This is a genomic window from Bacillota bacterium (genome assembly GCA_018333655.1).
In the GTDB taxonomy this organism is placed as follows: domain Bacteria; phylum Bacillota; class UBA994; order UBA994; family UBA994; genus BS524.
This window is the reverse complement of record JAGXTJ010000055.1, coordinates 177,749-192,799: the sequence shown is the minus strand read 5'-3', so window position 1 is coordinate 192,799 and position 15,051 is coordinate 177,749. Positions and strand designations below refer to the sequence as shown.

Here is a 15,051-nt window from a genome sequence, read left to right as displayed (position 1 = left end):
AAGTTAAGTCAAGGGAGCGGACATGTATCATGTGTCTGCTCCCTTGTTAAATTGGCGGCCATCTGCCCTCCATAATCTTAGCAAAGGGATATGGCGCATCCACAGAGAAATATTACGGGGTGTATTTGTGGCGAGGTAAATTCTAGCTGAGAAGGAGGATGAGCGATGCATGAAATTAGCATCTTTGCGGCGCTAGACAAGAGCGGGCCACGTTTGAACAGCATAGCTGAACTAGACCCCGATGCGATCTTTACCGCGGCCATCGCCGCCAAGGCGGGCTATCCATCTATCACTGTGCCGGCAGGTTACACTACCGAGGGCAAGCCCTTAGGGCTTACCTTTACCGCCCGCGCATACGAAGAAACAACACTTATACGCTTGGCCTATAGTTTTGAACAGGGGACAGAGCTACGCAAGCCCCCCAGTCTCTTGCGCTAGGGACGGAGCCTGCTGCTTGACGAGAGACACATTCAGTATGTGAGGTGTGAGTCTGCCTGTTCTTTTACAACTTAGACTGAAAGGGAGATTTGATGCGTAGCAAACTGAAGGAAAGCGACCTCTCCGCACCGATAGTGGAATACTGGCAGAGGCAGGGCTATGTGGTGCGTACAGAGGTAAAGCACTGCGACCTTGTGTGCATGCGCGGAGAAGAACTAGTAGCCGTAGAGCTTAAGCTGACCTTAGGGCTCCATGCCTTAGTTCAAGCCACAAGGCGTCAACAAGTAGCGGACGCGGTCTATGTTGCCGTGTTTAGGCCGCAACGCGGCCTGAGGTCTGGTCGCTGGCGGGGAGTGCTGCAGCTCTTGCGCAGACTGGAGCTAGGGTTATTGTTAGTTGATCCCTTGTGCAGTCCGCCGCATGTAGAGCTGGCACTGTCTCCACAGCCGTTCACGGGGCGGCGCAATGCCAAGGCCCGCAAGGCGATGGGCACAGAAGCGTCCGAGCGTAGTCTCGATCTAAACACGGCAGGCACGACTGGGCAAGAGCTTATGACGGCCTACCGTGAGCACGCCTTGCGCATGGCCTACCTCTTATCCATTCATGGGCCACTGACAGCAGCGCAGCTACGCAAATTCACCACGAATCCCAATACTTGGGCCACTCTCTATCGCAATGTCTACGGGTGGTTTCAGCGCATGGGGCGAGGGGTATATTCGCTGACTGAGTTAGGCCAGGCCGCCCTCGCGAAGTATGGAGAGCTTACCGCGCTGTGGTCAAAGTAGTGCGTAATTACGCGGAGGATACAGGAGAGCGAGGTGCAGAGTGAATCGTCTTATTCTTATAAAGTCGAGCACAACAGATATATATGAGGACAAAAGCGCCCAGGTGCAAAAGATAACATTTGTTGGCGCGCGGGTCCGCGTAGTTTTTTATGGCAGCAGCAAGCCATACGAGTATGCACAGGATCGCGTGCGTGTGCTGAGCAATCCTAAGCCAATCAACCTAGCAGACACAATTGTATGCATCGACGACGTGCCGGCTGAACAACTTGTCAGAGTCGACGACTTTGGCGAATACGTTCGAGTCATTAATTCAAAAGGGACCACCACTTGTCTACCGCGCCATCGGGTAAGCTACCATGAGATATGTGTGGCGGCGTCAAAAGAGGGCACAGTTTTCACATATCTTGCAGGAGTCGCCCAGCAATTAAATGTTACAGAGCAAGGACAATCGCTGTTGGGGGAACAATATCAGAAAATGGGGCGAATAAATCCTAAAAGCGTGCTTGCTACGTATCTTAGTGCTGCCAAAATAAAAAAAGCGGCAGACGTCTCAGAGGTCATTTTCCCATTTGGATTTAACTTGAGTCAAAAGAAGGCGGTTGAGCAGGCCCTAAACAATTCCATCAGTATCATTGAGGGGCCACCTGGAACTGGCAAAACACAGACCATACTCAATATAATTGCCAATGCAGTGTGCCGCGGACAAACTGTCGCAGTGGTCTCTAGCAATAACGCGGCCATAGATAATGTGATGGAGAAACTAAAAAAAGATGGGTATGACTTCATTGCGGCATCTTTGGGCCATCAAGAAAATCAGAAACGCTTTTTTGAGGGCAGTACGGGATGTGCGCTAGATTTGTCTGCCTGGGATCGCACGAAGAAGGACTTAACTACAAGCGCAGATCGACTTCGCAAAACTGTCCCAGAGGTGGCCGCTCTTCTAAAAATACGCAATGAATCGGCGAGTGTGCGAGAGCATCTTGCGAGGTTAGAAACGGAACAGAGCCATTTTTTGAGTGAGCAAGGCGGTGAGCTAATTCCCCTTAAAATGTTCTCGCTACGGAGACATTGGCTAGGGAGAAATATATTGGAGTTTTTAGTCGAATATCGCCAATTAATTGAGCAGGGAAGCTTAATGAGTTGGCCAAATAGAGCTAGGCTATTCTTTTATTATGGAATACACAACTTCGCAATACTGACGAAGGCGCAGCCCGCCATAACGTATTCCTTAAATCATTTGTATTATGAACGGACCATACAGGAGCATAAGCAAAAGATCGCTGCATTAGAAGGACGTTTACGCGCAACGGATTTTGATAGCCTGATGCAGCAATCGATCAATCTTTCTGTAGACGTCTTTCGTGCCGCCCTGTCTACGCGATACAGGGAGCGCGGCAGGCGGGAGTTTTTTCTTAAGGAGTACAAGGCTCAATTTCACGCCTTCGTGGAGCATTATCCTGTAATTTTAAGCACAACGCATTCCATTCGGAACAGCATGGCAGAGAACTTCATCTTCGACTATCTTATAATAGATGAAGCTTCGCAGGTCGATTTAGCCACTGCCGCCTTAGCCATGTCCTGTTGCAAGAAGGCCGTTATTGTCGGGGATTTAAAACAATTGCCGCAAATCGTATCGCAGGATGTGGAGCACAAGAGCAATCAGCTGCGGCAAGTTTTGCAGATAAGTAGCGCTTATGACTTTTCGAAGCACAGTATTCTTTCATCTTTGGTGGCACTGTACGAGCAACGGGTAGCCCGGACGCTGTTGCGAGAGCATTACCGCTGTCAACCCCAGATAATCCGGTATTGCAATGAGAAATTTTACAATAATGAGTTAATAGTCATGACTAATGCGGCTAGCGATGAGAAAGCGCTTCAGGTCTATCGAACAGCACCAGGAAATCATGCACGCAGGATAGGGACTGGTTGGTACAATCTTCGGCAGATCGAAGTTGTACGCGATGAAGTGTTAAGAGATAGCGCTGTGGAGTCATGTGGCGGCAGCGAGGTCGGCCTTATCGCGCCTTATCGTGACCATGTTGCTGAGTTAAGAAAAATGGTAGCTGTTGAGGGGATAGAAGCAGACACAATCCATAAATTTCAAGGACGAGAAAAACAAATCATTGTTTTTTCCACGGTGTCTAATGAGGTCAACGACTTTATTGATCAACCCAACTTGATAAATGTTGCAGTTTCGCGGGCGGTGAAAAAGTTTATAGTCGTCACGTCCGACAACATATCGCGGCAACACGGGACACATCTGGGAGATTTAATACGCTACATGACTTACAATAGTGCGGGTGGACAAGCGGTTGAAAGCACGAAGGCCTCCGTATTCGATATGCTATATAGTGAGTATGCAGAGCTACTGCAGCTGAGGGCTATCAAGACAAAGAAGGTATCGCAATTTCAGTCAGAAAATTTATTTAACGAGCTTGTTGAGGAAGTGCTGGCAAAGCAAGAATTTGCCTCGTTTAAGGTCGCGCTGCATGTTCCGTTGGCCATGATTGTAAAGGACATGGCGGGGCTAAATGAGCGAGAACAAGGATTTGCTGCGCACCCTTGTTCTCATGTGGATTTCCTCATTTATAACAGAATGGATAAAGAGCCCGTTTTGGCAATTGAAGTGGACGGCTTTAGATATCACCAACAAGTTGCCAAGCAATTGGAGCGGGATCAAGTCAAAGATAGGATTTTGGCGCAGATTGATTTACCTCTTTTGCGATTTGCCACTAATGCGAGCGGAGAAAAGGAGCGTTTGGAAAGTCGACTGCTGCAGATAATCACGGCGTCAGCGTGCCATGCGCCATCGGTGTAGCGCAGCTTCTTGCTAAATAGTTCTATCCGACTTCTGCCATGCAGTTTGGACAGTAGCGGGTATCATGGGCACACTCACTTCCGCAGCAACCACATCGCAGGTGGTGATCCCCAGAGACGAGCACGAGACCCATGTCGCGAATACGGATTTGGCGCCCATTTGGCAGCTCAAGCACATAGGTCATTTGGCCGGCCTCGTCGAATGCCTCACATACAGTCCCTTCGAGTCCAGAAGGTAGGCGAACGACGGCGCCGCGATTATAAACGGGGGCTCCGAATTTCTGGGGCATCTCGGCGTTCCCCATGTCAGAAATGGAGGTTAGCCCACCTTGTTCACGATGACGATAAGCAGAGGAGACCATGATATCGGGATTTGCTGCGGACAGTACTTTGCAGAGATTTCGCAGGATCGCAAGCGCCTCGCTCTTATTTAGGTGGTCATTGTCGTCATACCAACGGGGTCCTTGGACGCACGCAGGGCAACCACTATTGAAGCGGTCGGTATCGCAGTGGCCACAGGTGGATAGCCTCTCCTCTACCATAGGCAGTAGCTGTTGAAAGCAGTCGAAGAGGCCTGCTGAGATACCGAGTCCCCCCGAAGTGGTATCAAATACATACATGCAAGAACTGCCATCTGGTTTGCGCATAGAATGAGTGGCTAACTCAGCAGTGTCACACGGCATGTATATGGCATATGCGCTGGAGAGCGCGTGAACAAAGGTGTTGAGACCTGACCGAGTGACCTCGCCAAAGCCCGGTAGCAGTTTGAACCAGACACCTTCAGAGAAAACCCGACGTTGCAGAGGTGCTTGATACTTCTCTTGCACCCATCGCCCGTTAATCTTTTCTCTAAAGCCACTTGTTACTGTTGTTGCAACCATGTTGGTGTGGAGGAGCTCAACCTTGTCTATCCATGTTGCACGCCTATAGACCGTTGCCCCCGCGCCAGTGCGTTCGCGTACAAAAACGTGTCCTACCGGGGAAGTACTATGGTTGCGATTCTCTTTTTTGACCTTGACTACGCAATCGCGGGATAGAATGCGCTCTACTCTGTAGGCTTCGCCCATGTGCCTGTATACAGCTTTAGGATAGGCCTCTCTAAGTATTTGTGACCAAGTTATAGTGCCTAGGCGCTTTTCGCCACCGCTAGTGTATATTTCATACGTGGGGTCGCCGATTCCGCGAATCCCCAACATTGAGTGTGGGTCACTGCTGACTAGGATGTCATCGACGGTATCGAGGTTGTTTACAGTAGACGCCAACTCTACGAAATCTGGCCCAAAAATATTGCTGTCGAGGTCTGGGCTGTCGAAACTTTGACTCTCATATCTGGCGCAAGCGAAATGCGAGAGGATCAACTGACGGTTATCGATGTGTAGAACTAGTTTCTCCAAGGGGCGTGTGTAGATCTTGTCTGGGTGTCGACGATAGTAGTCATCCACAGCATTGTCTGAGGGGAAAATGATAACCTTGCCCTGCTGGCCCGGATTCCTACCGACGCGACCAGTGCGCTGCATAAGGCTAATTGCCGTCGTGGGCAGGCCAATGAGAATGCAATATTCCATCTCCGGCAGATCAACGCCTAGTTCAAGTGCTGATGTCGATATGACGCCTACCAGGCGGTTGTCTCGTATGGAGTCTTCTATGTCTTGTCGATCTGTTGGTTCGTAGCCCGAGCGATATGGCATCACTGTGCCCATAATTGCTGGGTGAGCCGAGGTCAGTTCGTGGTAGAACTGCTCAGTAAGTCGGCGCGACTGACAAAAGACGATAAATTTCTTCTTTTCGGTGGCCAAGGTGGCAATGAGATGATTAACGGAAGAAACCTGAGCTTCATTCACACAATTAGCAAGGATGTATCTTCTGCCTCCGGAGGGAGCGCCGTTCTCCGCTTCGTCGATGATAGTGAACGTTTCCGAGGTGAGTAGTTTGAGGTGGTTGCCCGAGTCTGAGCTGGTGGCGCTGGCGGCGAACCACTGGAGGGGTGAGTTTTTGGACTGACACACCTGCCGTAGACGCCTGAGCACAAAGGCCATGTTGCTACCGAAAGCGCCACTGTAAATGTGGCATTCGTCTAGCACAATGGATCTCAGGTTGGCGAAGAACTCGTGGTAAAGAGTTTCTTTATGGCGTTTAAGCATTGTCGTATGCAATACATCTGGCGTGCACAGGAGTAGCCGGCCACTGGTAAGCGCCCGTTTGCGGTCATCGGTGGAGGTGTCTCCATCGAATCTAAAAACAGTTCCCGGCATTCCTAAAGCTGCCGCAAGCGCTTGCAGGGACTTGAGTTGATCGCCTGCTAGGGCTTTGGTGGGATAAAAGAACATGGCTCTTGACTGCTTGTTTCTAAGCAGCTCGTCAAATACTGGGATGGCAAAGCTCAGGGTCTTACCTGAGGCAGTACCTGTAACTAGGGCGACATTCTGCCCCTTTAGGGCAGCTTGTACTGCTAGGGCCTGGTGCCTGAAGAGCTGGCCCGAATACGTTTTCGCCACATATTCGGCGATAAGATGATGCACTTCAGGGCAAGGCAACATGCGCGATGCCCGGGGGTGTGCCAGATGTTCATGCGCTACTGTAAAGCCCGACCCTCCGATGATTCGGATTACTTCATCCATCGCCATCTTCCTCCCTTAAATCAGCTTTTCTGCACAAATCGGACATACTGCATCTTCCATGGAGATGGAATCGGCACCGCAGTTGACGCACCAGAGTTCAACCATTCCCTGTATCAGCGTTAGCTTGCTGCCTATAAATGATTTAGATTCCCCCATGGCGCCTTGAACTAGATACAACCTCTCCCCAGGACTTATAGTAGACTCCATGGGGGTACTGCTTATCACTACTGCCTCGTGGCCCGCACCAGTGTAAACTACGGATCCGTTAGCTAACACTGTTCGGCCATACTTGTTCCGCTGCGATGGAGACGGAGGTCTACGATCTTGCGGCAAAGTAATCTCCGCTGCCGATTGCGTGACTACCCTGAGAATTTCTTCTAGAAGAAATAAAGTATCTGCCCGGGTGCTGTTCGGGTAGCGCAGCCACATATTGGACTTAACGCATTTTATACAGCCATGGATAGAGGCGGCTTCGTCTAGGCTGCATTCGCAACTGATCACGCCATCAAGTGCAGTCTCGACGAGCTTCTCAAAATGGGCGAGGGCAGATGAGGTGATGCCCAGTCCGCCAGGAGTGGCATCATACAGGTAAATATGTCCTTCGTGCTCTTCCTTGCTCCAGGCATAGCTCCCAATGTCGGCGCGAGCGCAGCGGTAGACAATGGGGTATGAGTTTTCGATAGCATTAGCGAAGCCCACTATAGATCCATGCGTCAGTCTAGAGAGCCCTTTTATTTTTATGACTATGCCAGAAGTGACGAAGTACCGCATCAGAGGCTGCTTATACACCACCTCTCTCTCTTCTGAGGCTGACTTCTCTAGGTATCCCGTGATCTTTTCCGTTATGCTGAGGGTGGATTCTGTTACGTCAATGCTTGGCCATGATCGCACCGCGCCTTTGCGAAGTGTTGTTTTAGGTTTAACCCATGATTCAAGCCTAGGTTTTGTGGAAGCAAAGGGGCAACGCCGGTCGACAAGCACTTCGCGTTTGCCGAAGATGACCTTTTTTACCCGATAGCGGGTTCCTAGGTGCAGGTATATTCCACCAGGGTAGGCCTCGCGCATCAATCTAGAGTAGGTTATTTGCCCTAAGGGTATTTCTATGGTGCTGTGGCCGTAGCCAAGTTTATAGACCGGGTCATCAATCGATCTGATGCTAATCTTAAAGTGCGGCTCCTGGTCATAGAGAATGTCCTGCGCGTAATCAAACTGATGCACTTGTTTGGCTATATTTATAAACTCTCGGCCAAAAATATCGGGGTCCAGACGAGGATTCTCAAAATCTCCCCCTTCAATCCTCGCACAGGCATAGTGTGAAATGAGAAGATTCGGGTTTGACAGATTGACGGTGGTTTGTTCTAGGGCCCGCTTAAAAAGATCAGCGGGCCTTTTGAAGTAATACTCATCAAACGGGGTTTCCTTGCCACAAATGATTACAGCTCCGGGGCGCCGCCTGCCTACGCGACCAGCACGCTGAATGAGGCTGACTTGGCTGTTGGGTAACCCGACCATAACGCAGATATCAAGATTAGGTAGGTCGATGCCCATTTCGAGGGCAGAGGTGGAGAAAACGCCGAGGAGGGTTTTCTGCCGGAGTGCCCGCTCTATCGCAGATCGATCCGAAGACTCGTATCCCGACCGGTAGGGCATGATGCTATCATGCATTTTCGGGGAATCCTGACGTAAACTCAAAGCGTATTGTTCGACTTCCTTGCGCGAGTTGCAGAATACCACAAATTGGGTGACTCGCTTAACAAGCTCCCGGGTGAGCTTCATGATGTATCCGTATGAACTCTCAGTGTTGGCGGGGTTCACCATGAAGTAATCCCGTTCTGCCGTGGGACTGCCGTTCATGTCCTCGGTGATGAGGTCGACTGCATCTGTCCCGATGAGGTTGCTGACGTGTTCATGCGGTTGTCCGATGGTAGCGCTTGCTACGATAAATCGAGGTGAGCTGCCATGGTTCCTGCACACCTGCCTGAGACGCCGAACAACGAGCGCCATATGACTGCCAAAAACCCCATCATAAACATGGCACTCATCCAGAACTACATAGGCAAGGTTTTTAAAGATCCGCGTGTAATGCTCATCAAGGTTGCGTCTGAGGATGGTGGTGTGAAGTATATCAGGAGTGCAGATAAATAATCTTCCGCGTGCTAGGGCCTGATTTCGCTCTTCACCCTTAATATCGCCATCTAGCCGAAAGACTTGGCTTGTTAGCCCAACTCGTTCTGCCCAATGTGTAATCAATTCGAGTTGGTCGCCAGATAGTGCTTTTAGTGGGTACACAAACAGAGCACACGCCTGAGGATCCCTCAACAGGGCGTCGAGGGTGGGCAAAACGAAACAAAGTGACTTTCCCGATGCAGTTGACGTGGCAAGGGCTACGTGTCGACCTGACAGGCTTTGTCTAATGGCCTTAGTCTGATGGGAATAAAGGCCTTGGGGGAACTCATGACGTAGGGGGAGATACAGCTTTCTGTGGATATTTCTAGGTATTTCATCAAGGAGGGCAGATCGAGCAGCTAGCCTGTGTTGGTATACTACCTCTCCAGGCAACTCATTTAACAACTCTCGAATACTATGCGGCATAAAGCCACCTCTCTTGCAGCGTTCTTCCCTGCGCCACAGGGTGCGGGGCTAGCGTAGCCTTGGCGTCTATTTCTGCACCAGATTCCATAACTGCTCATAGCTATCCACAACATCGTATATTACTGTGGCGCCGCTAATGGCGCGAAAATGCGCGCGGGCGCAGTCGGCCTTCGTTTGTTCAATCTCACGCATGTCCACGGGGGACATAGTGCCCTTTGTTTCCGCGACAAAGAAAATGTGCTTCACCGTGCCTTTGTAGAAGGCGATTGCCCAGTCGGGGTTGTACTTGCCGAGGGGAGTGCTAATGTAAAAGCCCCGCGGCAGCTTGACATAGACTTCGACCTCTTGGCTATGGGCCTCTAGTTTGGCGGCAAAGTCGCGCTCGATATTGGAGTCGTAGAGGACGTAGTCGTATAAATGTTTTTTGGCGGCCATGGCGTTTACGCCCAAGGCGCCTTTTTTTAGGCCGGACTCGGTGAAAATAGTGGTGTCGAATGCGGCGGTCAGTTTATCGTAGGTGATATGCTGGATAATTGCCGTGGCCTTTTCCTCGTTGATAATATTGGCGGCACGCAGAATAAACTCTTCGGGGTTGTCGGCGAACTGGTCAAACACGTACTTTTTTAGGCCGATCAAGATTGCGGCTACCGCTTTTCGTGTCAGCCCTGTTTCGTTGACGATTTTGCCAATAAGATCGTAGCGAACGGTGCTATTCGCCTTTAGCGTAGTGCTAGGCGCTGCTTCCTCGCGCACTATTTCTGCGCGAACAAATGCCGCGCCTGCCTGCAGTTGTTCTTTGGACTCGATGGTCCTGGCTTGTTCGCCTCGCTCCACATTGACGTAAACCTTGGGCACTTGCAACCTAGCGTCTAGCCCCGCGATAGCTTTCTCGATCAGTTGGGCTTCGTCAAAATTGACGATGTAGTAGCTTTTGCTGTTGATGCGCGACCAGAGTTCTTGGAAGGCGCGGCTGTTCATTTTGTTTTTGTCTAGGGTTATGTCGACATTGTTATGGCGGGCATTAACTGGTTTGTTAGCGCTTGGGTCATAGACGGAATCAAGCACGGCGCGAACTTCGGTGGCGCGGGCGGCAGCTTCTATTGGCAATTCAAACGCACCGTTCTTACGCGCTTCGTAGTATGCTTCGGTCAATTCACCGCGCTGGACATAGCCATTTTTAATCATGCTTTCGTAAATTACCAAAGCGGTAACCTTGCCAAATTTCTCGGCAAACAGCTGCGCCTCGACTTTGCGCGGGCGGTCAGAGACCGCCTCCGCAAGCTCAGCTTGCAAGGCCTTGGCAAAGCTGTCGTAGCTTTCATTGGCGATAACGGTCAGCACATTGACGTTGTGGATCTCATCGCGCGAGAGAACATTCTCGTCCATACGCACGCCGCTTTGATTGACGGCTAAGCGCAAACCGCGCCCGACTTCCTGCCGTTTGCGTACATCGCTACCGCTTTGCTTCAGGGTGCAAATTTGGAACACATTTGGGTTATCCCAACCCTCGCGCAGGGCAGAGTGGCTAAAGATAAACCGCACAGGCTCGCTGCGGTCAAGCAGGCGCTCCTTGTCCTTCATAATAAGGTCGTAGGCATCGGCATCGTCGGAGGTGCGTTCCCTTCTGTCTCCGAGCTTGCTATCAATGATGCGACCGCTCTGTTTGTCAATAGAGAAATACCCGGCATGTGTTCGCTCCACAGGGATGCCCGCCAGGTATGTTATATAATCTGGGGAATCTTCCAGCCGAAGCTGCATAGAGCCAGTAATCTCGTTATATTCTTCCGCAAAGACCTGGGCGTAAGTACCGCCGGTGGCATGGCCCTGGGCGTCGTACTGTTTGTACTTCGCCACTTCGTCAATGAAGAACAACGACAGCACCTTGATGCCCTTGGCAAACAACTCGCGCTCGCGCTCGATATGCGAGAGGATAGTTTCTCTGATCTGAATGCGGCGCAGCTGCTCCTCGTTGACCGAGCCGATGACGTCGCCCACAAAAAGCTTCTTGCCGTTGGTGAATTCTACAGACGAATCTCTGCCGTCGATCCGCATAACAGTGTAACCGTCCTGGTACTGAGCCATCTCGCCGGAGTTGTCATACAGACGGTAGCCCTCGTCTACATTTTTTACCGCCTTGCGGATGCCGGATTTGCCTTTTACGTCGAACTCTATCGTCGCCTTGGGGTTACCCTTAGAGAGATTGATGCTCTGTAGGTAGACATAGCCCTCGGTAGCCGTGCTGCCAGAAACAGAGATGCCCTTAACGGCAATCTTCTTAACTAGCCTCTTGTTATAGGCTTCGAGCGCGTCAAGGCGGTAAACCATATTATAGACGCTGTCCGGCCGATGGGTCGCCGAATAGCGCAGCGTTATCAGCGGAGTAAACTCTTTAAGTCGCTCCTTGGTAGCCGCGCCCTCTACCGACTGCGGCTCGTCGATGATGAGAATAGGGTTCGTCTTAGCTAAGATGTCAATGGGGCGGCGAGAGCGAAACTCATCTAACTTCATATAAATACGCCGCGCGTCCTTGCCTCTGGCATTAAACGCTTGGCTGTTGATGATCATGACATTAATCGCGCTGTCGGAGGCAAAACGGTCAATCTCGGTTAATCGCGCCGAATTATAGATGGAGTAGCGTATTTTAGTGCCGTAGTCTGCGGCAAAATGATCCTCGGTTATTTGGAACGACTTATATACCCCCTCGCGGATAGCGACGCTCGGCACGACAATGACGAATTTGCTCCAGCCGTACCGCTTGTTGAGCTCATACATGGTCTTGATATAGGTGTAGGTCTTGCCCACGCCAGTCTCCATCTCGATAGTCAGGTTGTAGCGACCTTCAAGTGCCTCGGACGGCTTGATTTGGCCAGCGCGCTGTATGGCGCGTATATTCTCTAGAATCTGAGCGTCGCCTAGGGCGATAGGCGCGTTGTTAAAGCCCGTGAAGGCCTGGTCAGCTTCCATCTTGATTTGCCCTAGGCCGGGGTCTACGAGGTAGGTCGGCGTGTGAAAGGGCTGGCCCGCAAACACATCGCAGACCGCCCTTGCCGCGTCCGCCTGAAAAGCCTGATGCCTAAATTGCAGCTTCATTCATCGTCACCTCCTAGATCACCCTGACAGTCGTATTCGGCGCGAGCAGCTTAAAAATCTCAAACACGTTTATTTTATCCGGCGAGCTGCCGAAGCCTGAGTCTCGGAAAACGACGCGCCGCGGCTGGCGGTCGGCTATTTCACGGCTGGCGATCTCACGGACGGCGTTTTCACTAATACCCGCCTCAAAACAGGCTACTAGGTCCCCGCCTTTGTAGGTATGAACAGTGAAGCCATCAATTTGCTCCTGCGTGTGCGGCAGAGAAAGTAGCAGCCCCCAGTCTAAGAGGCAGGCAAAGAGCAAATCCATATCTGTGCGGTCGGGCTTAATGTTGTTTTCTACTTGAAACAATAACTCTTGAGTGTAGTCGCTGGCGGCATAGTAGATATCGGTCATGTTAGTATCGTCGACTTTTAGGACGCGGAAGCCGATATCTAGGTTTTGGGCGGTCAAGCCAACTTCAGCTTTGATTTTGTCACCCGCCCGGCGTATGCGCTCTTTGCCGATTTCGCAAATATTGGCGTAGCCCGCTTTCGCCGCTTCGCTGTCCGGTGCGCAAAGCTCCGGTAATTGCACCATAATGAATTTGCGCTTGCCGCCGTCCTCGGCGTTCAGTTGCATCACCGCATGGGCAGTGGTGGCGGAGCCGGAATAAAAATCTAACACAATATCACTATCAGCAGTAAAAGACTGTATATGTTCCTTTACTATGCTGACAACCTTTGGGGTGTCGAAAGGAATCTCCAGTTCAGCAAGCAAGTCTGTATCGCTTCCTCCATAATAAAGTAGCGATGGAATATTTTCATACATATTCTCTTTTAATAAATATTTTCTGTTAGGTTGAGTTGTTTCGTCTTTACCAAACAGAATTAAACCTTCACGCAACAATTCATTCATTGTAGCAGAGGGATTGCGCCAACCACGCTCTGGAAGAGGACACGGCTTTTTTGTTATTGGGTGTATTAGGGGAATAAAGTAATCGTCGGGAGCCTTTTTCTTGTTTGGCCATGCCATTGAAACTGGCCTATACACATCTCCGTTTTGGTCGATGCGGTTATATGCTTTCTCGCCACCACTAAAATCATCTTGTGCAGAAACCCACGATGCAAATTCGCGGTTTGCTTCTTCAAGAGTGTATTTAGCTCCTACCTTCTTAAATACTTGATTTGCCTTTGCAATAATTGCCGCGGCATTTTTTTTGGGGCGTTGCATTTTGCATTTTTCCACAAATGACAGCTTATTCTTGGCGTATGCAACAATGTATTCGTGTTGATATGAAATGCCCTTCGCGTCGCCTTTGGGGTTTCTCTTATCCCAAATAATTGTCCCTAAATCGTTAGACTCTCCGAAAACCTCCGCACAGAGTTTTTGGAGATTGATAATTTCATTTTCATCCATATTAATAAGGATTATCCCGTCATCTGATAGGATGTTTCGGGCCAACACCAATACAGGATATATGGATGTACACCAGTCGGAATGATAACGAGGGTTTGTCTTTACATTTTCACGAAAGTTTTTCATGCCTTCTTCGTCATACATTTCAACAGCTTCATCGTATTCATCCGCGTCCATAGTGAATTTATCACGGTATAAAAAGCTGTCCTTCCCTGTGTTATACGGAGGGTCGATATAGCACATTTTGATCTTGCCGAGGTAGCTTTCTTGCAGTAATTTCAATACATCGAGGTTGTCCCCCTCTATGTAAAGATTCTCGGTCGTGTCCCAGTCCTTACTCTCCTCCACGCAGGGGCGGAGGGTTTTGCGAACTGGCCGCCCTGCTTCGGCAATGGCGGCGCGCTTACCCACCCATGTAAACTCGTAGGCTTCGTCGCCGTGCACGTCATCGCCGAGCATGGTGCGTAGCAGATCAATATTAACCTTGCCCTCGGTAACCACCCCGGGAAACAGTGCGGCGATTTTCGCCACGTTCGCGGCGGTAAGGTCTGGTGTTTCGAATTTCATTTTAATAGACATGGGTTTACTCCTCCTTTATGAGGGCAGTCTAGCAACTATAGGCTGCGCTAACTGCCATACCTGCGTGGCTTAGAAGCTGACTTTACGGGCGAGAGTGCTGCTGGTATTCGTTAGGCACTCATCCTAGCCCCGCCAATTCTTTTCGCAGTCGTTTCAGCTCGTCGTTTAGTTCGACTTGTCTGTTGAATTGCTTTTCGCGCAGCGATTTCTTCTGTAAGGCGGCAATGGCGCGTTCGAGTTTTTGCCTTTGTTTGTCACGGGCTACGGCTGCGGCGATGTTGCCGGCTTCGCCGAGCTTACCGCCCGCTACCTGTCGGGCTAAGTTCTCATAGACGGCGTCTAGATTAAGCCCCGTGAACTTCAGCGGCAGACTGTCGACTGCGAGCCATGCGGTGTGGTAAAACGTGCCGGCCACTTCGATCCACGCTTGTGCTTCGTCACCAAAAATGAGCACAAACAGTATCTTGTAGGGTATGGCCTTGGCGATGACCTGCAGGACGCGTTTATCTAACCCACGCTGACGCAGGGTTACCGCAAAAACTTGGAGCTCTTTCACTGTTTCGCCGGTGGCGATGCCAGCGGTATTCTCCGCCAGTTTGTTGCGCCAGACGACAGATTCTACCTGGTCTTTCACTAGGTCGCGCACCTCTGTGGTTAGGGTTGTGTGGGCGTAGAGCTTTTCTTTCGGCACACGGCGGTTCACCTCAGTTGAACGGGGTAGCTCTAACATAGC

8 protein-coding genes are annotated in these 15,051 nt (G+C 50.6%); 3 read left to right on the top strand and 5 right to left on the bottom strand.

Annotated features, from left to right (window positions below; all coding sequences use genetic code 11):
- Nucleotides 1–165 precede the first annotated feature (165 nt).
- The 3 genes from KGZ92_10660 (at nucleotide 166) to KGZ92_10650 (ending at nucleotide 4,041) form a co-directional block, all read left to right on the top strand.
- The gene (locus KGZ92_10660) at nucleotides 166–438 is read left to right on the top strand and encodes a hypothetical protein (GenBank protein MBS3889728.1); all 273 of its coding nucleotides are present in this window, start codon (nucleotides 166–168) and stop codon (nucleotides 436–438) included.
- A 92-nt stretch (nucleotides 439–530) separates the two neighbouring features.
- A complete protein-coding gene (locus KGZ92_10655) occupies nucleotides 531–1,223 on the top strand; it encodes a hypothetical protein (protein ID MBS3889727.1) in 693 nt (230 codons plus the stop codon).
- A gap of 40 nt (nucleotides 1,224–1,263) precedes the next feature.
- On the top strand, nucleotides 1,264–4,041 hold the full coding sequence (locus KGZ92_10650; protein MBS3889726.1) for an AAA family ATPase: 2,778 nt from the start codon (nucleotides 1,264–1,266) through the stop codon (nucleotides 4,039–4,041).
- Nucleotides 4,042–4,063: 22 nt separating this feature from the next.
- Here the strand turns inward: KGZ92_10650 and KGZ92_10645 are convergent, their stop codons facing one another.
- From KGZ92_10645 to KGZ92_10625, 5 genes are all read right to left on the bottom strand, one after another.
- Nucleotides 4,064–6,658 carry a DEAD/DEAH box helicase gene (locus KGZ92_10645; protein ID MBS3889725.1) on the bottom strand — a complete coding sequence of 865 codons (2,595 nt, stop codon included), beginning with the start codon at nucleotides 6,656–6,658 and terminating at the stop codon, nucleotides 4,064–4,066.
- A 15-nt stretch (nucleotides 6,659–6,673) separates the two neighbouring features.
- On the bottom strand, nucleotides 6,674–9,250 hold the full coding sequence (locus KGZ92_10640) for a DEAD/DEAH box helicase (GenBank protein MBS3889724.1): 2,577 nt from the start codon (nucleotides 9,248–9,250) through the stop codon (nucleotides 6,674–6,676).
- Nucleotides 9,251–9,316: 66 nt separating this feature from the next.
- Nucleotides 9,317–12,340 carry a DEAD/DEAH box helicase family protein gene (locus tag KGZ92_10635; protein ID MBS3889723.1) on the bottom strand — a complete coding sequence of 1,008 codons (3,024 nt, stop codon included), beginning with the start codon at nucleotides 12,338–12,340 and terminating at the stop codon, nucleotides 9,317–9,319.
- Nucleotides 12,341–12,353: 13 nt separating this feature from the next.
- The gene (locus tag KGZ92_10630) at nucleotides 12,354–14,318 is read right to left on the bottom strand and encodes a site-specific DNA-methyltransferase (GenBank protein ID MBS3889722.1); all 1,965 of its coding nucleotides are present in this window, start codon (nucleotides 14,316–14,318) and stop codon (nucleotides 12,354–12,356) included.
- A 118-nt stretch (nucleotides 14,319–14,436) separates the two neighbouring features.
- Entirely contained in the window at nucleotides 14,437–15,048 is a 612-nt protein-coding gene (locus tag KGZ92_10625) for a DUF4391 domain-containing protein (GenBank protein MBS3889721.1), read from the bottom strand.
- Nucleotides 15,049–15,051 lie beyond the last annotated feature (3 nt).